We start from the raw sequence: 21,265 nt of genomic DNA on the forward strand, positions 1-21,265 counted from the left end.
GCGTTATCAGGCGGCGTTGATCTCGCGTATCAAGGTCATGTCCGGCATGAACATCGCCGAGAAGCGCTTGCCGCAGGACGGGCGCATCAACGTCCGCATCAAAGGCGAGGAAATCGACATCCGCGTTTCCACGGTGCCGACGGTTTATGGCGAGAGCGTGTCGCTTCGCTTGCTGACGCGCGGCAAGATTTTCCTGAGCTTGGACAAGCTGGGCTTCTCGCAATTGGAAGAGAACGCCATCCGCGATATTATTCTCAAGCCGCACGGAATTTTCCTCGTCACCGGCCCGACCGGTTCCGGCAAATCCACTTCGCTTTACGCGTTTCTCAGCAGCATCAATTCCGTCCACAAGCGCATCATCACGATCGAGGAGCCGGTGGAATATGAATTGAAAGGCATCAACCAGATCGCCGTGCGCGCGGACATCGGGCTGACATTCGCGATGGGCTTGCGCCATATTTTGCGCCAGGACCCGAATGTGATCATGGTCGGGGAAATTCGCGATCTTGAAACGGCGGAAATCGCCATCCGCGCGGCGCTGACGGGTCACTTGGTTTTTAGCACGCTCCACACGAACGACGCGCCGAGCGCATTCACGCGTTTGATTGATATGGGCATCGAGCCGTTCCTGGTGGCATCGTCCGTCGAGGCGGTCATGGCGCAACGCCTTGTCCGAAATATTTGCCAGCATTGCAAGACCGAGCAAAAGGTGGAGCGCGATTATCTCAAGCGCATCGGTTTTCCGGCGGCGGACATCGAGACGGCGAAGTTCTGGCGCGGCGCAGGCTGCGAGGAATGCCGCCAGCTTGGTTATCAGGGACGCCAGGGCATTTACGAATTGCTGATCTTGAATGAGACGTTGCGTCCGCTGATTTTGAATCGTTCCGCGGCCTCGACCATCGCGCAAAAGGCGATGGAAAACGGCATGCGTACTTTGCGGACGGATGGCTGGAACAAGGTCAAAACGGGCAAGACCACCATCGAGGAAGTGTTACGCGTCACGCAGATCGAAGAACACATGGACGCGCTTTCGGACGACTGAAAAAGTTTAACCCAATGATCATCGGTCTTAATCAACGTCGTCCTTCTGCGCCACCGGTGCGCGACAAAATCGCGAAAAATTTTTCTTTCCGATGAGCGCGCATAAACCCACCCCCCGCTGGTTGTCAGTGTTGTGCCTCACACTCGGGCTGATTTTTGTCCTGGGCGCGCTTTACGGCATGACGGACACTGGCATGAAGGGATATGCGCTGTGGAAAAAAGCGCACGCTCCGGTGGCTGCGGTCACACCGCCACCCAAGACTCCGGTAAATCCGAAAGCGCCGAAGACCGCGTCTCCCGCCGCGCCCGCCCCCAAAGTCCATATCTCAATGGATGCCATCGCTCCGCTCGCGGAATATTTTATTGCGGAACTGGTGATGTTTTTCATCGGTGTTCGACTTCTGCAAGTTCCCGGCAAAAAAGCGAAGGCCGCGAAAGAAGCCGCAGCGTTCGGTGAAACGTCGCCGGTTTCTGCCGTGGCGGCGAAGACCGCGCGGGCATCGGCGAAACGCTGGCAGTCGTCAAATGTGTTGCAGGTCGGCGCGGAATCGCGGCGTCTGTGGTCTTTTGGCGCGGCCAAGGGCGGTTTCACTTTGGCGCAGGATCAAAATATTCCCACCGCCGCGCCATTGCCTCCGAACGTGGTGGGACGCGATTGGACCGCGCTCTTTCAACCCAAGCTGAACATCGCGTGGCTGCCGGTTGAGCAAGTGTTCCTGCGCGTCGCGCAACTGCCGATCGCGGATTTTGACGAGACGCTTTCGATGGTCGAGTTGCAACTGGAAAAACTTTCGCCGCTGCCCGTCACACAAATTGTCTGGAGCATTCAAGTCCTGCCGCAACGCGTGGACAATCTGCAAACGATCATCGTCATCATCATGGCGCGCGATCTGGTGGAAAAATTTTTAGGCGAACTTGAAGGGCAGGGGTTTCTTGCCGACCGCTTGGAGTTGCCGATCCTCGACCAGATGCAAGCAACGGCGGTGAAGGCGGACGGCGCGTATATTTATCCTGATGCGACCACGGGAAAATTATCCGCGCTGGTCGCGTGGTGGTATGGCGGCACGTTGCGGAATCTTGGTTTGTTGCACGTTCCCGCTGGCGAACGCCGCGAAGCGGTTCTGCGCGAGCAACTCACGCAAATGGCCTGGTCCGGCGAACTCGAAGGCTGGCTTACGAGCGCGCCGCGCTGGTTTCTTGTCGCGGATGAAGACACGGCCGTGACGTGGGAGCCGTTGTTCCGGTCGTGGCTGGGGACGAATCTGGAAGTGTTGCGGCCAGCGCCGCCGACGCAACTCGCCACGTTGAACGCCAATCGCGCCGCGCGGGCCGAGTCCGGCGCGGGCATTCTCCCGCCGGAATACGCCACACGTTACCAACAGGAGTTCGTGGACCGCCTTTGGATGCGCGGTCTGGGTGTGGTGCTGGCGGCGTATCTGGGCGGAGTGACGATCTATCTCGCGGGCGCGGCGGTGCAGAGTTATCGCGCGGAAACTTTGGTGGAAGAAGTCTCGAGCCATAGCCGCGCCTACACGAATGTGCTGCAACTCAAGGCGCAGTTGGGAATTTTGCAGAACCGGCAGGCGCTTAAATTTGCCTCGCTCGATTGCTGGAAAAAAACCGCGGAATTGCTGCCGGAAAATATTTCCATCGGCACGCTGGAATTCAAGGACGGCAAACATTACAGCTTGAGCGGAACCGCGCAGGCCGATCAAAGCGGCGCGCTGACAGATTTTAACGAGGCCTTGCGCAAGGCCACGCTCGACGGCGAGCCGATGTTTGAAACCCTGAGCCTGCCGCAAATCAAATTAAATCCCGGCGGCGCGACGCTGTCATGGAGTTTTAACGGGGACCTGGCCCGTGCGGAGGAGGCGAAATGAAACGCTTTCTTGCCGGCTTGACCACGCAGGAACGCCGCTGGCTCGTGGGCATTGGCGTCGTGCTGTTCCTGATCATCAATTATTTTTTTGTCTGGTCGCATTTTCACGACTGGGCGCGGAACACGATGCTCATGCAGCGCACGGAAAAAACGAACGAGGTTTATAGCACGGAACTTCGTCATCAGGCGGAATACCAGCGCAAGATCAACGAACTGCAATCAGACGGTTCCTCCGTGCTACCGGAAGACCAGGCGATTGATTTCGTGCATTTCTACAACAGCCGCGCGATCAGCAATAAAATCATCGTCGTCAACCAGGGCGCATTGGTGACGCACACGAATGAATTTTTTCTCGAGCAGCAAATGGGCATCACCATCCAGGCGGATGAAACCAATCTCGTGAAATTTTTGTACAGTCTCGCCGCGGGTAATTCGATGATGCGCGTGCGGGCGATGAGCCTGCATCCCGATCCCAGCCATCGTGAACTCAGCGCGAACGTCACACTCGTGGCGAGTTACCAGAAAAAAAAGCCGGTGCGTGGAGCAACCCCCACTGCGCCGCATACCGTGGCGGTGGCGCCGAAGCCCGCGCCCGCTCCCATCGCCCAAAAACCACCGACGCCACCGGTTGAGCCGCCAACGGCCAATGTGCCGCCGCGCGAACATAGCAATCACATGTCCAATCCCTTTTCCCGACTCCTCGGCACCAATAAAACGGCATCGCTTAAATCAAACAGACCGTGAAAACCATTCTCCTCATCCTTTTCGTCGCTTGCGCGAGCGCACTTGCGCAAACGCCGGCCATCACCGATTCCACCGATCCGGCCACGCGCGATGCCATCATGCGAAATGCGTTGCGCACCGCGATGGGCCTCACTAATTCCAATACTGTGACCGCCTCCGCGCCAGTCACGCGAAGCCCGGCGGTTCCACCCGCCGCGGCGACGCCCTCGTCAACGCCGCCGACCATCATTGCACAAGCCAATCCGCCTGCCTTGACCAATCGCACGACTCCCGCGTTTCCCGCATTCCCAACACTCCCGGCTGCGGGCACGCGCGGACGTCCACGCCCGACCCGTGCTGATATGAATGCCGCTGCGGCCAACGCAGTGAAGGGGGCAAATGTCCCGCCGCTTGGGACAGCCACCGAGACCGAAGGCAAGTCCGCAGAGACGATTATTCCGCCGGGCGACATTGATTTTCCAGCGGTGAGCATCGAACAGGTCTTGCCGATTTACGCGGAACTGGTGGGCCGGACAATTTTGCGCGCGCAAATTCCCCCCATCACGATCAGTTTGAAAACGCAAACGGCACTGACGAAAACCGAGGCCATCCAGGCTTTCGACAGTGTGCTGGCGATGAATGGCATCACCATGATCAATGTCGGTGACAAGTTTGTGAAGGCAGTGCCAATGAATCTTGCCGCCGCGCAAGCCGTACCGTTTGGAACCAATTCGGATTCGGAGATTCCTGAGTCTGATCAATACATCACGCACATCACGCAGTTGCAATACGCCAAGCCCAGCGAAGTGGTGCCGGTATTGACGCCGCTGGCGCAAATTCCGAACAGCATCCTCGCGATTGACAGCAGCGGTATTTTAATCATCCGCGATTACGCTTCCAACGTGAAACGCATGCTGGAATTGATCAAGCAAATAGATGTCACGGCGCCGTCGGAATACGACTCTGAAGTTATTCCCATCAAATATGCGCAGGCGCAGGACATCGCGAGCGCGTTGAGCAGCTTGAGCGGTGGCGGAGGCGGCGGCACGACGATCGGCCATAGCGGAGGGGGCGGAACACATACCGGCACGACGGGAGGGTTGGGAGGACTTGGGGGTGGAATCGGAGGAGGCATAGGAGGTAGCACCGGTTACGGCGGATCGAGCGGGTTTGGAGGTTCCACTGGTTTAGGCGGTTCCACTGGCGCGACCGGGGGGCGCACTTCGAGTTTCACGGACCGGTTGAATCAGGTGATTTCCAAGGCGGCCGGGCAGGGAGATTTCCAGGTGCTGGGCAAAACCAAGATCATCGCGGATCAACGCACGAATTCGCTATTGGTTTTCGCGAGCAAGGAAGACATGGCGATGATCAAAAAGATCGTGAACCAACTGGACGTCGTCCTCGCGCAAGTGCTCATCGAAGCCATCATCATGGAAGTCACGCTGGACAACAGCCAGTCGGTCGGCGTCAGTTACAATCAATTAAATCCAAGCCAGCCGGGAAATTATTTTAGCGGCATCGGCGGTATCAACAACGGGACCTTTCTCAATCAGCAAAGTTTCGCCGCATCCGCCGGTTCCAACTTGGTTTCTCAAATTCCCGGTGGCCTGAGCTACGCCGCGCAATTCGGTGGTGATTTTGACGCCACCATAACCGCGATCGCAGCCAACGACCGCATCAATGTGTTGTCGCGTCCGACTATTCAAACCTCCCACGGTGTCGCAGCTTCACTGCAGGTGGGCGATACCGTTCCCGAAGTGTCGGGCACTTATTTCGGCGGCATCAACGGCCAGGCGAGTTCGCAATATCAACAGACGTTCGTCGGCATCAATTTGCAGGTGACGCCGCTGATCAATCCAGACGGACTCGTGGTCATGGATATTTTGCAGGATGTCCAGCAGCTTGGGCCGAGCACGATCATTGACGGCAACCCCGTGCCGACCACGAGCAAACGCACCGCGCAGGCGACGGTTTCCGTCCGCGACCGCGACACCATCATCCTCGGCGGCATGATCAGCACGAGTAAATCCACCAGCCGTTCGGGGGTGCCGTTCCTCAAGGACATTCCCGGGCTCGGTTATCTTTTCCGCAGCACCGTGGATTCGAGCAAGCGCGTCGAACTCATCGTCCTGATTCGTCCAACCGTGCTGCCGACTCCTGAAGCGGCGGCGCTGGTGGCGGCACATCGGCGCGACAAGATGCCGGGCATCAAAGCCGCTGAACGCGAAGAGCGCTTGGATGCCAACGAACGGTTGAAACAATCGGACAAACTCAAGATGCCGAAAGAGACGGATTATTAATTGAAGGCTGATTAAATTTTATCGCTGCTTTAAATGCAGCCCCTGACTTATGAGTAATCCATTTGATGTTTTTAAAATGCGCCTGGCGCAATGGATGGTTTGCGGATTTGCGCTGGTTGCGATGATGTTCGCGCGCCCCGCTGCGGCGCAAAATCCGCAACCGGTGGTTATCACGCGGGCCAACGTGAATGATCTGCAAACGGCGCTGGGTTTTCGCGGCCTGACGACGACTCAGTTGGTTCTGTGCGAATTCAACGGCACGATTGTGTTGAACGGCTTGCAGTCCATCGCAGGCAATATCATTTTGGAAGCGCAAACTAATTTCAACGTGACGATCCAGGGGCCGACGAGCAGCCGCACGGCCAGCCATATGTTCCAGGTTCAATCGAATGTCACATTCACGATGGAGAATTTGATCATTAGTGGCGGCGTAAGCCGTGGCACAAACGGCGCAAACGGCGGACCGGGCGTAAATAATTCTTTTAAAGTTGGCGGCAACGGAACCAACGGCACGAGTGGCGGCTTCGGTTTCGGTGGAGCAGTTTATAATTTGGGCACCAACATCGTCATTAATTGTATTTTCCTTACGAACAGCGCGACGGGCGGCAATGGCGGCAATGGCGGCGGTGGCGGAAGCAGCGGCGTTTCGACTGGCGGGAATGGTGGTTCCGGTGGCAATGGTGGCTTCGCCTCAGGCGGTGCGATTTATAATCTTGGCACGCTGGTGCTGAGTAATTGCACTTTCGCTGGCAATGGAACCATCGCCGGCAACGGCGGAACGGGTGGCACGAATGGAGCGGGTGGGACTGCTTATGCCGGCGGCGGCGGCGGCGGCGGGCTGGCACTGGGCGCGGCGATTTACAATCAAGGCAAGGCGTTCATTCAAGCCTGCACTTTTGATTTCAATTTTTGTGAAGGCGGCAATAGCCAGACTGCGGGTGGCGCTCCCGGAGGAAATGGAAACGGCCCGGCCGGCGCCATCGGCGGCAGCGCCGACGGAGCGGGAATTTATAGCGTTGGAGCCAGTGCGAACATCCAAATGATCAACTGCACTTTCAGCCAAAATGTTGCCATTGGTGGCGGCGGTGGCAATGGCGGCGTCGGGACGGTGTTGGCGGGTGCGGCAGGCAATGGCGGCAACGGGGCCGGTGCAGCAGTTTTTAACGACACTGGATCTGTAGTTGCCGCAACCAACTGTACTTTCGCGGAGGGTTCCGTGTTTGGCGGGACAAATGGCAATATCGGAGCTTCGGGTCTTACCGGAGGTGTTTTCACCGGTTTGATCGGTGAGGAAGTGGGCGGCAATATCGTGAACGTGGGCACGTTCGTGCTCGCAAATTCGATTCTCGCCTACGTGACCAACGGTGGAAACATTTACGGTAATATCACCGACGCCGGTTTTAACATCAGTGACGACGGGACGCCCGTTATCCATAATGCCACCACGCAGGTTAATCTCGATCCCATCCTGTTTAATCTTTCCACGAATGGCGGTCCGACTTCGACTTACTATCTTGATTCGAGCAGTCCCGCGATTGATGCCATCACCAACACCAACACGGCATTTCCCGCGTTCGACCAGCGGGGCTTTCCGCGTCCCATCGGACAATTCGCCGACATCGGCGCGGTGGAGTTCGGCACACCGAGTTATAGCATCAGCGGGCAAATCCTGCCCGCAGTGGGCAACTTTGTGCTCAATGAATATACGAATGTGACGATCAATGCCGTGGGAAGCGGGCTCACGTATACGGCCATGCCTAATGCAGTTGGAGTGTATAGTTTTCCAAACCTGCCTCCGGATATTTATACGGTGACCCCGCAGCCGACGAACGGATTTAGTTTCAATCCCCTCAATTTTACGGTGACCCTGGCCAATACCAATCCGATCGTCACTGGGAGTAATTTCCTGGCCACGCCTTCCTTTACACTTGGGGGAATTATTTCCAACCTGACCAGCACCGCGACGGTGGCGTTGTACGTGACCAATAATGGGAACAATACGTTTTTTGCGCAGACGACCACCGCGCCGAACGGCATATATATGTTCACTAATGCGCCCACGCAAAATTACATTATCACCCCGGTTCCCAGTTCGACGACGTCCTTCAGCCCCCCAAGTTTATTTGTCTCAAATCCGACCGCTGACAATACCAACTTGAATTTCAACGCCGTGCTTCCGACCTATCTGGTCACTGGATTGATCACCAACAATGGCGGCGCGATCATTACGGTGAATGCCAATTCCAGCGTGTCAGCAACCACCCACACAGATGCCAATGGCAATTATGCCTTCAACCTCATTGCGGGAACTTACGTGGTGACTCCCCAAGCTGCCGGATTTACCTTCTCGCCACCGAGCATTCAGGTCAGCGTACCACCAGCGACGAATCTTTCCGTCTTCACCGCGCAAGGAAGCGCGACGAGCGGGGCCATCACCGGCCAGGTGATGCTGGGAACTACTGGCTCGCGTGCTTACGCCAACGCCATGGTCATCGCGACGAGCGGGACGAGTTCGTATCTCGCAATGACGGATTCCGGCGGCAATTATACCATCAATGGTTTGCCATCGGCGAGCTACGTGGTGAGCGCGCAACCGGCGGCGCTTTTCAGCCCGAGCGGCACGAGTGTGCCGTCGCTTTCCGGCACAGTCGGGAATATCAATTTTCGATTGATGGAGACCAACAGCAGTCTGGCGATTGCGCGCGGGACAAATACCGGTTCCATGAACCTAAGCTTCGAAAAATGGATCCCGTTCCAGAAGTATCGAATCCAATCTTCCGTCAATCGCACAAATTGGCAGGACTTTTCTACGAACACGCCGGGGACGAATACAGCGGTTGTTCCCATTCCTTTAGATACCACGACGAACCATTTCTTCCGCGCGGTAACGCCTTGAGACTAGAAGTTTAACTGAGTTGATAAAAGACTCGATGATGCTTATCCATCATTGAGATTGGGCGAAGCGCCAACTGTTGTTAGTGTTTAAGCGTGCCAGTACTGAAAGAACCGGGCAGCGGTGGCGGAGCCGGAGGCGATATTGAACCGCCGACACCAGTCTCATTGCCGGTTCCAGCAGAACTTCCACTACTTCCAGGAACTACAAAAGGCGGCGGCAATGGAGGGAAAGGAACTCCAGCATTATCCGCCGCCTGCTTTTGCAAATTCAAAATAGCGCCGGTCACTTCCGGCGCCGCCGCTTCGGGGGCCGGAACCATCGTTTGCGTCGGTGCAGAACTGCCAAAACCTGGAATCGCCAAGCCGGGAGTGTTTGCGGACGCCACACCACCGCCTGCGACTCCGCCAAAACCGCCGCCCGCATATCCGCCATTATAACCGCCTTGATTGTAGTTTGCGCCTTGCGGGGTGTAGGCTCCATTGCCGCCGCCGCCGGGGCGCATTACCCGGGCGGGCATCGGCACGCCACCGGCGGGATTGAAACCTGGCGGATTAAATCCCGGCGAACGCGGAATACCTCCGACAGGCAAAGTGCCAACTCCCGGAGCGCCGCCTTGCGGACCGATGGCGACTTGATTTGTTTTAAAAGTAATGGTCGAAACCAAGTCGGATACCTTGATCCTGACGGTCTTGGCCTTGGGACTGATTTCCAGGACTTCCAATTCACCCTGCCGCTGGCCTTCGGTAAGGATGTAAGATTCCGGCTTGCCCGCCGGTTTGCCGGGTCCTCCCGATTCCTGAACCATGAACAAGGCCCGCTTCGTGCCTAAAAGTGTGGTGATGCCGGTTAATTCCACATTGGGCGGCGGTGTATTCGTCGCAGTTGTCGGCGGCGGGGGTGGGGGCGCGGGTTTCAGGTCAAAAACATTGCGCAACCAGATCGCGCTATAAGGACTATCAGGATTCTCAGTGCTATCGGAATTGTCCGTGGCCTTGGCGTTGTCCTCTGAAGTTGCCGGAGCAGATGCAGGCGCATCATTCACCACGGCACGGACTTTTGGGGTCAGCGCAATGATGCAAAGCAGACAAATTAAAGTCTTTCCACCGCGTCTCATGCTCATTCAATATACTGGCTCTTCAAACAAACACCACCATCAAATTTAAGTTGCGCTAAGATTCGAGCCATTCCTGTGGGCCGAAAAACCCGTATTTCAAGCTTGCGTTTTTAATTCCAGAACGGATGATTCACGGCCCTAACTTATGGATAATGATGTAGCGCGGACAGCGGAATTCTATCAATTAGTCAAATGGTATCATGCCAACCGGCAGCGAGTCATCTCGGTCTCGGTGGGTGTGCTGGTCATCGGCGCCGCGATTGGCGGTTTCATCTCGCACAAGCAATATGTCGAGTCCCAGGCGGCCGAGGCTTTTTCCAATGTGAAACTTCCTCCGACCGCGCAAGCCGCCGCGAATCCCAGTGCTTCCGATGCGCTTCCGTACATCAAGGTCGCCGACGATTATTCCGGCACGCGCAGCGCCGCGCGCGCTTTGCTCATCGCCGGCAGCATTCAGTTCGACGCGGGCCAATTCGATGCCGCTCAGAAAACTTTCCAGCGGTTCATGTCTGATTATTCCGCAAGTCCGCTGGCGAATCAGGCGCTGCTGGGCATCGCTTCAAGTCTGGAAGCGCAAGGCAAGGTAGATGCCGCCGCCGCCGCTTATGATGACTTGATCAAACGCCACCTTGCGGATTCCACCACGCCCCAAGCCAAGTCGGCGCTTGCCCGCCTTTACGTCGCGCAAGGCAAGCCCGAGCAGGCCATGCATCTTTACGAGGAATTGGCGCGCGCCAATAACAACGACACTTGGAGTGCCGAAGCCGGAATTCAATTACAGGAATTGCTCGCCAAGTATCCTAACCTGACCAAACCTGCGGCGGCGCCAAAGCCTTCTGCGACTCCTCTTCCTTTAAAGTAGCGCCAATAGTTTCACTGCCGCCGGTAAGGTGATCGCGCAATACCCGTTAAAATCTTGGCCTGATGCTTTTCGGACTCCTTAATAATTTATGAAGCTGACGATCATTGGAACTGGTTATGTTGGTTTGGTCACCGGCGCGTGCTTTGCCGAAGTCGGCCACAACGTCATTTGTGTTGATCGCGACGAAGCCAAAGTCAAACTGTTGCAGGGCGGGGGAATACCCATTTACGAACCGGGCCTCGAAGAGTTGGTCAAAAAACAAGTTGGCGCCGGTCGCCTTAGCTTCACCAGTTCAACCAAGGAAGGCGTCGAGAAATCCGACGTTATTTTCATCGCTGTGCCCACGCCGCCGCAAGCGGACGGCTCGGTGGATTTGAGCTTCATCGAAACAGTTGCGCGCGACATCGCGGCCTCCATGACGAACTACAAGATCATCGTGGACAAAAGCACGGTTCCGGTGAAGACCGGTGATAAAGTTGCCGAAACGATCAAGCGTTATTGCAAAGCCAAGGTGGAATTCGACGTCGCGAGCAATCCTGAATTTCTCCGCGAAGGTTTCGCCGTGGATGATCTCATGAAGCCGGACCGCATCGTCATCGGCGTGCGTTCCCCACGCGCGGTGCAGGCGATGAAGGATATTTATACTCCGTTCAATGCGCCTATCATCGTGACAGACATCAACTCCGCCGAGTTGATCAAGCACGCCGCAAATTCATTTCTCGCGCTGAAAATTTCCTACATCAACGCCATCTCCGTCATCTGCGAAGCCACCGGCGCAAACGTCCAGGAAGTCGCCAACGGCATGGGCATGGATGAGCGCATCGGCCGCCGTTTTTTAGATGCGTCGCTCGGCTTCGGCGGCAGTTGCTTTCCGAAAGATCTCAGCGCGTTCATCAAAATCTCCGAGCAGCTTGGTTACAATTTCGGTTTGCTCAAGGAAGTTCAGCGCATCAATTCCGAGCAGATGGATCGTTTCGTCAAAAAAATTCAGGAGACGTTGTGGGTGCTCAAGGATAAAAAAATCGGCGTGCTCGGACTCGCGTTCAAGCAGAATACAGATGACATCCGCCTTTCGCCCGCGATTGATCTTTGCCAGCGTTTGCAAAAAGAGGGAGCCATTCTACGCGTCCACGATCCCAAGGCGATGGATAAGGCCAAAGCTGTCCTGCAAAATGTGACTTATGTTGACGATATGAACGACGTCGCCGACGGTTGCGATGCCTTGGTGATTGCGACCGAGTGGCCCGCCTTCAAAAAGCTCGACCTTGAGCGAGTTCGCAAATCATTGACGCATCCGATTCTTTTCGATGGCCGCAATCTTTTCGAAGTTGAACAGATGGAAAGCCTCGGATTCATTTACAAGAGTATTGGCCGTTAAAAATTGCGACGTTATTGCGTTGGGCAACTGAAATATGTCTGCTGATGTGCCGCAATCTGGAACGCCGCAGACAAAAAGAAAGTTGATTGAAGTCTCCGCCGGTGTGATCTTTCGTCGCGGCCTGCTGCTCATCACTCAACGCCGGCCGCAGGACCATCTCGGTGGCTTGTGGGAATTCCCTGGCGGCAAACGTGATCCGGACGAGTCGGACGAAGCCTGCCTGCATCGCGAACTTCTCGAAGAACTCGACATTGAAGTGACCATTCATGGTTTGATACAAACGCTCACACACGAATACCCCGGGAAACTCGTCCAGCTAAAATTCTTTCATTGTGACTGGCTGCAGCGCGAGCCACGCGCCCTCGCAGTGCATGATATAGCTTGGGTGCGCCGCGAAGAATTGGTAAATTACACTTTTCCAGAAGCCGACGCGCAACTGCTCCAAAAGCTTCAGGCGACGCCAGAGTTTTGGATTGGGAAATAGTAGGCGTTGCTTCGGCCATTACATTAATCATCCAATTATTGCCCGTAGAAACCGTGGGTGAGCGCCGATTTCAATCGAACAATTTCTGCCGCGTCTTTGGATTCTGCCAAACGATCCATTCAATATCATATGATGACATTAAGCGCAATCACGCCTTTGAGTGGCTATAGAATATTCCTCAAATCTTCCCGTAAAACTCCTCGACCACCTTACGGAAATTATTCTCGGCCACACGAATGATGCCCAACTCGCGTTGCGCATTTTCCTCCGAGTCACTCGCGTGCGCGGCATTCACCATGATCGTCTGGCCGAATTCGCGGCGGATGGAACCGGGCGGCGCCTTGGAAGGATCGGTCGGTCCAAGCACGTCGCGAATCTTGCGCACCGCTTCCACACCTTCATAAACCAGCGCGATACATTTTTCCGTGCCCGGCTGCGTCATTTGAACGGCATCGCATTCGGAAGGAGCGCGGCCGGACATGAACGCCACAATGTTCTCGAATTGATTGTCGCCAAAGGTCGGCCCGAGAATTTCGCCCAGTTGTTTCTCTTCATGAGGCGGCACTTTGAAACCAAGTTCTTTTTCGATGGCCGCCTTCGCTTTCGCCGCGACGACATCTTTTAACTTCGTGCGCAACACTTCCTTCACCGGCCCATAAAATTCCATCGCCTCGGCCACGCTCATGCGATGCACTTTGATGCCCACGATGTAAAGTCCCGTGCGCGAAAAGAAATCGATGACGTTGCCCGGCCGTCCCGTTGGGAACCGAAAATTATCCGGCTTGATCAACACCAATGTCCGCTGCGGCTTCTCGCCGGGCGGATACGTATTGGTGTTCTCCACGATGCCACCGTCCGCATCGGAATATTGCGCCCAAAGCTTTGCCTTGATCTCGGCTTCTTCGACGTTCGGAGCCGCCAGCACGGCGGGCTCAAAATATTTCACCTGATCTTTATCATCAATGATGAGGTCGCCGTAAGTATCGCGAATCGTTTCACCACCGCGGCGTTCCGCGCTGATATTGCCGATGACCGAACGCGTCTTGCGCACGGCGTCATCGCCCTTGAACAAAAGCATCATCAGGCGGCGGCGGCGGCCGGTCTTGGGATCGGGCGCGAGGTTGTGAATGATATAATCGTAAATCAATTCCTGGATGCGCCGATCCTGCGGGTCATTCGTAGAGACAATGGCCTGAGAATATTTCGTGACCAATTCCAGGCTCGGCGCGAACATGCGTGCTCCCGCCAGTTCCAATCCCGTGCGGGTGATCAGGCGGCTGAGGATTCCGCCTGTGCGCGACTTGTGCAGCGAGTAAGGCGTGATGATGACATAAGCAAGTTGTTGGGACATAATGGAGTTCTAAATCTTAATCAAAAATCAGTTTGTGCCTGTCGGATTCGTTGGCGGAGCGGCGGCGGGCGTTGGAGCCTTGCCGCCAAGGATCTTAAACATCACCGTTCCGCAAGTCGGGCATTTGCCCTTGATCGCGCGCCGTCCGTTCTTCATGACTTCTTCCACCGCATCCACGATTTCCTTTTTGGCTTTGCATTTGACGCAATATCCTTCAGGCATAAAAATTGGCCGGCACAGCGCCTCATGCGCCGAGCCAGTTAATGCAAATACCTTACGGTTCGCGCCTCCCCAGCGTCAACTGGTAAAGGGAAAATCGTCGAAAACCGAGAAACTAAATTTTAACAAGCCACTAAATGCTAATTACTTGCAGATAATCGAGCCGAGGCGTCTCAGGTCGCTTGCGGCTCGGTTTTTGTGGATCCTTCACCCTGCGCCGCCATGTCACGCAAGGTGGTTTTAAGAATCTTTCCCGTTGCATTTCGCGGCAACGCCGGTAAAAAAATCACCCTCCGTGGCACTTTGTAGTCCGCCAATTTCGAGCGCACGAATTGTAACAAAGCTTTCTCATCCAACGTCGCGCCCTCACACGCCGCGACAAACGCCAATGGCTGTTCACCTTTGCGCGCATCGGGCACACCGATGACCGACACTTCTTTCACGCCGGGAAATTGATACATGACTTCCTCCACTTCGCGCGGATAAACATTGATGCCATTGACGAGCAGCATGTCTTTTTTGCGATCAGTAATGAAATAAAATCCGTCTTCGTCGCAATAACCAATATCTCCCGTCAACAGCCAGCAACCGCGCATCACTTTTGCCGTCTCCTCCGGCTGGTTCCAATAACCCATCATCACATTACCACCCTTGACGCACACCTCGCCGATTTCTCCAGCGGGCAGAAGATTCCCCGCATCATCCTGAATGCTCACTTCCACATTTGGAATGGGCTTGCCGATCGAGCCAGCCTTGCGCGGTCCGTTCAATGGATTTTTGGTCACCACCGGGCTCGCCTCGCTCAAGCCGTAGCCTTCGATCATCGGAAAAGAAAATTTCGCCGCAAATTCATTCAGCACTTGCACCGGCAACGGCGCTGCGCCGCTAATGGCCATGCGCAACGAGGGCAGGGGAATCGTTGCGGGCGCGCTGACCATGCTGCGAAAAAATTGTGGGATCGCCGGCAAAATGGTCGCCTGCCGCTGGATGATTTCCTGAAACACATTTCGCGGCGGATGCAACGATCGAATCAAAACCATTGAGCCACCCACCAGCAGCGGCAAAAAAACTCCCACCATCAGCATAAAACTGTGAAACATCGGCAGTAACACCGCCATGCGATCTTCATTCACGCATTGCAGCACGAGACGGCAACTTTCCACATTGTGAAGCAGGTTGCCGTGCGAGAGCATCGCCCCCTTCGGCCGTCCCGTCGTTCCCGACGTATATATAATAACCGCCAAATCCGTCTCCACTCGCAGCGGCGGCTCCGGCTGTTTTACTTCGAGCGAGCCCTGCGCAAAAATCTCTACCTGCACGCAACGCAAATCCGGCCGTAAATCCGAAATCGCCGGCAAAGCCTCCGCCAATGCCGCGTCGGTCACCAGCACATCCGCGCCCGCATCGGCCAAAATGAACGCGACCTCGGGCGCCTTGAGAAAATTATTGATCGGCACCACGACGCCGCCCGCCTGCAAAATCCCGAACAGCACCGGCACAAATTCCGGGCAATTTTTCAGCCAGAGCGCCACTCGATCGCCCGGTTGCACACCCACGACGTGCTGCAAATATCCCGCCACCCGCGAAGTCTCGTTCAGCAATTCTTCGTAAGTATATTCGCGGTCGCCCCAATACAACGCCGTCTTATGCGGATTCGACCGCACGACCTCTTCAAATTTAGTCGCTAAATTCATTGATAAAATGAGTCGCAAAAACTAACTCGCCCGCCCGCCCTTCGCCAAGCCTTAACCGCTTTGCCGAGGAATATTTCGTTCGTGCAAAAATTCATTTGCTCAAAAGATTATTTTTCGTCATGCGCCTTTCTCATGGTCGCGATGTCCAGCTTCACCATTTTCATCACCTCGCGCATGACGCGATTCGAGGCGGCGGGATCACCGCACAACAACTCCGGCAGAATGGCCGGCACGATTTGCCACGACACACCAAACTTGTCCTGCAACCATCCACATTGAATCTCTTTGCCGCCACCACCGGAAAGCTTTTCCCAATACTCGTCAATCTCTGCCTGCGAATCGCAATTCACGACAAATGAAATCGCCGGCGAAAACGTGAACTGCGGCCCGCCGTTCAAAGCACAAAACTCCTGTTCTTCGAGCAAAAATGAAACCGTCATGACGCTTCCTTTCGGCCCCGGTCCCGTGTCGCCGTAATGTGACGTGTTCACAATCTTCGAATTCTTAAAAATCGAAACATAAAAATTCGCCGCCTCTTCCGCCCGGCCATTGAACCATAAAAAAGGGAGTAATTTTTTGAATCATGCAAGCATCCTAGTTCAATCAATCCAGATTTCCCAGTTTCCATTTTGCGGTCTTTTAAAATCAGCGTTAAAATACGTGTTCCGTGGTGGCTAATTTTCATGCCTTCGCAGCCCTCCGCGCCTCCGTGTCTCCGCGGTTAGTTTCTGCGCTCAAAATTATTGCAACTTGAACTTTGACTTAAAAACATGACATTTATGTAAGTGATTGATAATGACGTAAAACTAACCGAACTTTCAGCCCGCCTGCGTGCCGCGCCGTGGGTCGCGCTCGATACCGAAGCGGACAGTCTTCACGCCTATCCCGAAAAGATTTGTCTCATCCAAGTCACCACGCTCGATGGCGATGAACTCATTGACCCGCTCTCCGGCATTGGTCTCGCGCCGTTTCTCGAAGAGCTTCGCACGCACCGGCTCATCATGCACGGATCGGACTACGACCTGCGACTCTTTCGCAAGCACCACGAGTTCGTCCCGACCAGCATCTTCGACACCATGCTCGCCGCGCGGTTGCTCGGCATCACGCAATTCGGCCTGACCCACCTCGTTGCCCAATACCTCGGCGTCACGCTCGACAAAGGTTCGCAAAAAGCCGATTGGGCCCAGCGCCCATTGACCGAGCGCATGGAAGCTTACGCCCGCAACGACACCCATTATCTCAAGCCATTGTCCGACCGCCTCAAAGCCGAATTGGAAGCCAAGGGCCGCCTCAGTTGGCAGGAAGAATCCTGCGCGCGCCTCATCGCCGACTGCGCTGAATTGCATCCGCCCGATCCTGATCAAGTCTGGCGCCTCAAAGGCAGCAGCAATCTCAGCCCCGCCAGCCTCGCCGTTCTGCGCGAACTCTGGCGCTGGCGTGAAACCGAAGCCACCGCTGCGAATCGTCCGCCCTATTTTATCCTTCGCCACGAAAGCCTGATTCAACTCGCCATCGCCGCCGTTGCCGGGCAGCCGCTTGAACCATTGCTTCCGCAAAAATTTTCCGACCGACGCCGTCATTCCGCCCTCGCCGCCATCCGCCACGGCCTGGCCGTGCCACGCAATGAATTACCCCAGCCCATTCGCCACACCTTTCGCCGCGTGAGCGACGCCCATAAACGCCGCGCCGCCGACCTTCAACAGCGCCGCGACACCCGCGCCCAGGAACTCGGCATAGACCCCACCCTCATCGCCAGCCGCGCCACCCTCCTCGACCTCGCCGAAGACTGGGACAAACACCAGGCCACCCTCATGTTCTGGCAACGCGAACTTTTAAAATAACACCAAATCTCGCGAAACTCCGAAAATTTTTCCCACGTTCGCGCATATACGCACCCATTCCCACTCAGTAGCCCGCATTCCAAAGGATTGCCCCGCTTTTCCCCTCCGTGTTCCATCCGTGGCTAAAACATTCGCCCTCAACCCCATCCACACAGTTACCGCACCACCTCAAACGCAAACCCCTTCAAATACTCTGTCTCCGAAATCGCCGGGATGATCGGATGATCCGGCGATTGGCTGTAAGTCGCCACCCGGCGCAACGTCCGCCGCGCATCATACGCCGCGTCCAAAATCACCGATTGAAACATATTCGCATCCACATGATGCGAGCAACAGAACGTCGCCAGCGTCCCACCCGCGCGCAACAGCTTCAACGCCCGCAAATGAATCTCCTTGTAACCTCGCATCGCGTCCGGCACCGCCGCGCGACTCCGCGTGAACGACGGCGGGTCCAGCACGATCGCGTCGAACCGCGGGATCACGCGCTCATGCGGCTTCACCGCCGTGTGCGCCTTGAGCCAGTCAAAAACATTCACCGTCTCAAACGAACAGTTGCCTGAAAGCCCATTCGCGGTCGCATTCCGCGTCGCCGCCGCCACCGCATCCGCGCTCTGGTCGAGCATGTGAACGTGCGCCGCCCCCGCGCGCGCCGCGTGCAAACCGAACCCGCCGAGAAAACTAAAACAATCCAGCACTTGCCCGCCCTTAACCAACTCCGCCACCTGCTGATAATTCACCTGCTGATCCAAATACAAACCCGTCTTGTGTCCGCCCAAAATATCCACCTCAAATTTCAGCCCGTTCAATTTAATGCCCACCGGCCCATTCAATTCGCCCGACAACATCCCATTCGCATCCGCCAACCCCTCGAATTTGCGAAACGCCGAGTCATTCCGTTCCACGATGCAGCGCGGCGAAAAAATCTCCTGCAACGCCGCGACGATCATCGCCTTCCGCTGGTCCATTCCTAGCGCCGAAGTCTGCACGACCAGCACATCCTCATATTTATCCACGATCAACCCGCTCAGAAAATCGCTCTCCGCATTCACAACGCGAAACGACGTTGCCTCCGGCAAATGTTTCTTGCGCACCGCCAGCGCCGCGCGAATCCGCTCTTCAAAAAACGACGCGTCCACCGTCACGCGCTCCGGCGAAAGCAGCCGCACCAAAATTTTCGAGCGCGAATTATAAAAACCCACCCCAAGAAATCGTTGGCGATGGTCCTTCACCTGCACCAGCGCGCCCTCCGCCGCCTGCTGCGTCACGCGCAACACCGACCCGCTGTAAATCCACGGATGCCCCGCCACCACGCGATCGGCCTCACCGGGACGCAGCAACACCGTCGGCAATGAAGAATTTGGAGCAGAACCCTCCGGCTCAGTCGAAAGGGCAGGGGACGAATCGGTTTTTTTCATAATTTTTGTAAACAGTAATTTGTATGCCTCGCTTAAACGCGAAACAGCCGGCCACTATAACTCACCCACTCAACAATGAAAGACCATTGTCAGCGTATAACAACAAACCTAAAGCCGCCTCGTTAAGTTGGCTTCCAACCAAATTTGTAGGAACGAAATATTTCAGGGCGGACAAGTCGGAACTGCCGCTCCGCCATCCGAAGTCCCGCAGGGACGGCAGATCTTAGCCCAGCAATTTATTGCTGGGTTCCAATCGCTCCCATTCCAAGTCCCGTAAGGGACGAAAGAAAACCTCCCAAACACAAAACCGATTCAGCCTCAAGCAAGCCATCCTCAATCAGTGCTGACGGTGCCTTCCAAATAATTTAACGAACGGTGGTACACTGACCATATCCAAATCTGTAAAACTATGTTCAAACCACCCAACACTTCTCATTAACCCCCGGCTTCAGCCGGGGGAACTCGACTCCTCATCAAACCCACTATTCCGAGCGCAGCGAGGCAAGCCCGTACGCCACCACCAAAATCCAATCACCACAAGTCTCTCCCCCTTAAACCCACCACACAAAAAACCTACCCCCGCCTCACCGCCGCCAACCACGTCGCCGTTACCATCGCCACCAAACCAATTACACAAACAAAATTCACCCGCTCACTTCGCGCCCATCCTTTTGGAATAAAAACCAATCCCGCCCCCAGCGCCAGCCCGCCAATAAATCCTCCCAGATGCGCCGCCGTATCCGCCTCTGGCGAAACCCCAAATAAAATAAACAACATCACTCCCGCCGCCACGCCGCCGAGCGCATATTTCACAGACCCGCGCCCCCAATTTTCGCGCCGCAACGATTGTGCCGCCAGCAACCCCAGCGCGCCCATCACCATCCCCGACGAACCCAGTCCCACGAACGGATGCGCGTTCAGCGCGAGCGACGCCAGATTTCCCATCGCCCCTGCCAGATACGCCGCAAACAATCCCGTGCCCGTTCCATAAACACCCATGGTCAATCCGACCAGCACAATTCCCAGTGATAAATTTTCCGCCAGATGCGCCATGTCCGCGTGCAACGTCATCGCCGTAAAAATTCGCCACCATTGTCCGCCCGAAACTTTCGCGCTATTCATCACGCCGCTGTTTTCGATTGCCGGAAACTGCACGCTTAACCAATAAAATAAAATCATCACCGCCGCCCACGCAATACAACCCCAGCTAAAATAAGCCTCGCCGTTCGGCAACACTTCCCGCCATGGCCATCCACGATTTTCGATGCGATACAGCCGCAGCGTCTTGAGCGCGCGCTCCATTTCTTGGCCGGAAACTTCGAGCATCCAACCTTCATCACCAGCGGGAGAGAGCACCGTCGCCTCAATGCCCTGGCTCAACAGCACCAGGCTCCAGTCCATCGCCTGCCGACGCGACCGCACGGGAATTCTTCCCGCGCCATAAGCCGGAGCCATTGCTTGATGAAAATCCTGCACCTGCGCCAACGTAATCCTCCTCCAAAAAATTTCCAATTCATTACAAGAGCCAAATTATTTTAAGTCTTCCTGAACTGAAAACTTGAAACTTGAAACTGAAAACTTCTTCTCACTCCCCCAACTTCTTCAACACCCCCGCCAACTTCGGCCCGACCCGTTTTAATTGCCGGCTATGCGCCCACGAAAGTTTCGCCAGCACACCTTCGCCCCGCGGTGTCAATCGGATGATCACGCGCCGCCGATCTTCCGCCGAAGGCCGCCGCACCACCAGCTTCTCTGCCACCAGCCGGTCCACGAGCCCGACTGTGCTGTGATGTTTTAATTGCAAACGCTCCGCGAGTTCACCCACCGTCACCGCCTCGCGTTTCGGAAATCCTTTGATCGCGAGCAGTGCCTGATGCTGCTGCGACGTGATGCCCGCGTCGTGCGCCGCGTTTTCGCTGAAATGAATGAATCGCCGCAACGCGTAACGAAATTCCGCGAGCGCCTCATATTCTGCCTTGCCAAGCTGCTGTTTGATTCGTGCCATGCGCAAACAAGATAACATGAACGATTAAGGGAGGCTACACTGTAATTGACATATATCGTGGCA

General features: G+C 55.7%; 15 protein-coding genes and 2 pseudogenes. 9 read left to right on the top strand and 8 right to left on the bottom strand.

All coding sequences use genetic code 11. The features are described 5' to 3' along the window. The 5 genes from VH413_03265 to VH413_03285 form a co-directional block, all read left to right on the top strand. On the top strand, window positions 1-1,042 hold a 1,042-nt coding region (locus VH413_03265; protein HEX3797697.1), incomplete at its 5' end, for a GspE/PulE family protein. A gap of 91 nt (window positions 1,043-1,133) precedes the next feature. After that, window positions 1,134-2,921: a hypothetical protein gene (locus VH413_03270; protein ID HEX3797698.1), complete on the top strand. Its 1,788-nt coding sequence runs from the start codon at window positions 1,134-1,136 to the stop codon at window positions 2,919-2,921. Beyond that, a complete protein-coding gene (locus VH413_03275) occupies window positions 2,918-3,664 on the top strand; it encodes a hypothetical protein (protein HEX3797699.1) in 747 nt (248 codons plus the stop codon). Before VH413_03270 ends, VH413_03275 begins: the two co-directional genes overlap by 4 nt. Continuing rightward, window positions 3,661-5,943, top strand: coding sequence for a secretin N-terminal domain-containing protein (locus VH413_03280; GenBank protein ID HEX3797700.1), 2,283 nt, complete (start codon window positions 3,661-3,663; stop codon window positions 5,941-5,943). Before VH413_03275 ends, VH413_03280 begins: the two co-directional genes overlap by 4 nt. Window positions 5,944-5,992: 49 nt before the next feature. Then, entirely contained in the window at window positions 5,993-8,839 is a 2,847-nt protein-coding gene (locus tag VH413_03285) for a carboxypeptidase-like regulatory domain-containing protein (GenBank protein ID HEX3797701.1), read from the top strand. A gap of 79 nt (window positions 8,840-8,918) precedes the next feature. Here VH413_03285 and VH413_03290 read toward each other — a convergent pair whose 3' ends face one another. Next, entirely contained in the window at window positions 8,919-9,959 is a 1,041-nt protein-coding gene (locus VH413_03290; GenBank protein ID HEX3797702.1) for a hypothetical protein, read from the bottom strand. A gap of 139 nt (window positions 9,960-10,098) precedes the next feature. Between VH413_03290 and VH413_03295 the strand changes: the two genes are divergently transcribed. From VH413_03295 to VH413_03305, 3 genes are all read left to right on the top strand, one after another. Continuing rightward, complete coding sequence (locus VH413_03295; protein ID HEX3797703.1) at window positions 10,099-10,815, top strand: tetratricopeptide repeat protein; 717 nt, start codon at window positions 10,099-10,101, stop codon at window positions 10,813-10,815. A gap of 88 nt (window positions 10,816-10,903) precedes the next feature. Continuing rightward, window positions 10,904-12,193, top strand: a complete 1,290-nt coding sequence (locus VH413_03300; protein ID HEX3797704.1) for a UDP-glucose/GDP-mannose dehydrogenase family protein — start codon at window positions 10,904-10,906, stop codon at window positions 12,191-12,193. A 34-nt stretch (window positions 12,194-12,227) separates the two neighbouring features. Then, window positions 12,228-12,677, top strand: coding sequence for a (deoxy)nucleoside triphosphate pyrophosphohydrolase (locus tag VH413_03305; protein ID HEX3797705.1), 450 nt, complete (start codon window positions 12,228-12,230; stop codon window positions 12,675-12,677). A 178-nt stretch (window positions 12,678-12,855) separates the two neighbouring features. Here VH413_03305 and VH413_03310 read toward each other — a convergent pair whose 3' ends face one another. The 4 genes and pseudogenes from VH413_03310 to VH413_03325 all read right to left on the bottom strand — a co-directional run bounded on the left by VH413_03310 (window position 12,856) and on the right by VH413_03325 (window position 16,519). Further along, entirely contained in the window at window positions 12,856-14,028 is a 1,173-nt protein-coding gene (locus VH413_03310) for a nucleoside-diphosphate kinase (protein HEX3797706.1), read from the bottom strand. A gap of 81 nt (window positions 14,029-14,109) precedes the next feature. After that, window positions 14,110-14,250, bottom strand: a pseudogene (locus tag VH413_03315) (DUF5679 domain-containing protein). A 170-nt stretch (window positions 14,251-14,420) separates the two neighbouring features. Then, a complete protein-coding gene (locus VH413_03320) occupies window positions 14,421-15,941 on the bottom strand; it encodes a long-chain fatty acid--CoA ligase (protein ID HEX3797707.1) in 1,521 nt (506 codons plus the stop codon). 107 nt (window positions 15,942-16,048) lie between these two features. Beyond that, window positions 16,049-16,519: pseudogene (locus VH413_03325) on the bottom strand (VOC family protein). Window positions 16,520-16,726: 207 nt separating this feature from the next. On the opposite strand from VH413_03325, the gene VH413_03330 reads away from it, so the two are divergent. Next, on the top strand, window positions 16,727-17,782 hold the full coding sequence (locus VH413_03330; GenBank protein HEX3797708.1) for an HRDC domain-containing protein: 1,056 nt from the start codon (window positions 16,727-16,729) through the stop codon (window positions 17,780-17,782). Between the two features lie 155 nt (window positions 17,783-17,937). Here VH413_03330 and VH413_03335 read toward each other — a convergent pair whose 3' ends face one another. The 3 genes from VH413_03335 to VH413_03345 all read right to left on the bottom strand — a co-directional run bounded on the left by VH413_03335 (window position 17,938) and on the right by VH413_03345 (window position 21,202). Continuing rightward, window positions 17,938-19,197 (bottom strand): class I SAM-dependent rRNA methyltransferase, encoded by a 1,260-nt coding sequence (locus VH413_03335; GenBank protein HEX3797709.1) that lies wholly within the window; start codon window positions 19,195-19,197, stop codon window positions 17,938-17,940. A 573-nt stretch (window positions 19,198-19,770) separates the two neighbouring features. Then, window positions 19,771-20,652: a rhomboid family intramembrane serine protease gene (locus VH413_03340; protein HEX3797710.1), complete on the bottom strand. Its 882-nt coding sequence runs from the start codon at window positions 20,650-20,652 to the stop codon at window positions 19,771-19,773. 130 nt (window positions 20,653-20,782) lie between these two features. After that, complete coding sequence (locus VH413_03345; protein ID HEX3797711.1) at window positions 20,783-21,202, bottom strand: MarR family transcriptional regulator; 420 nt, start codon at window positions 21,200-21,202, stop codon at window positions 20,783-20,785. Between the last annotated feature and the right edge of the window lie 63 nt (window positions 21,203-21,265).

This window comes from Verrucomicrobiia bacterium (assembly GCA_036268055.1).
GTDB lineage: Bacteria > Verrucomicrobiota > Verrucomicrobiia > Limisphaerales > Pedosphaeraceae > DATAUW01.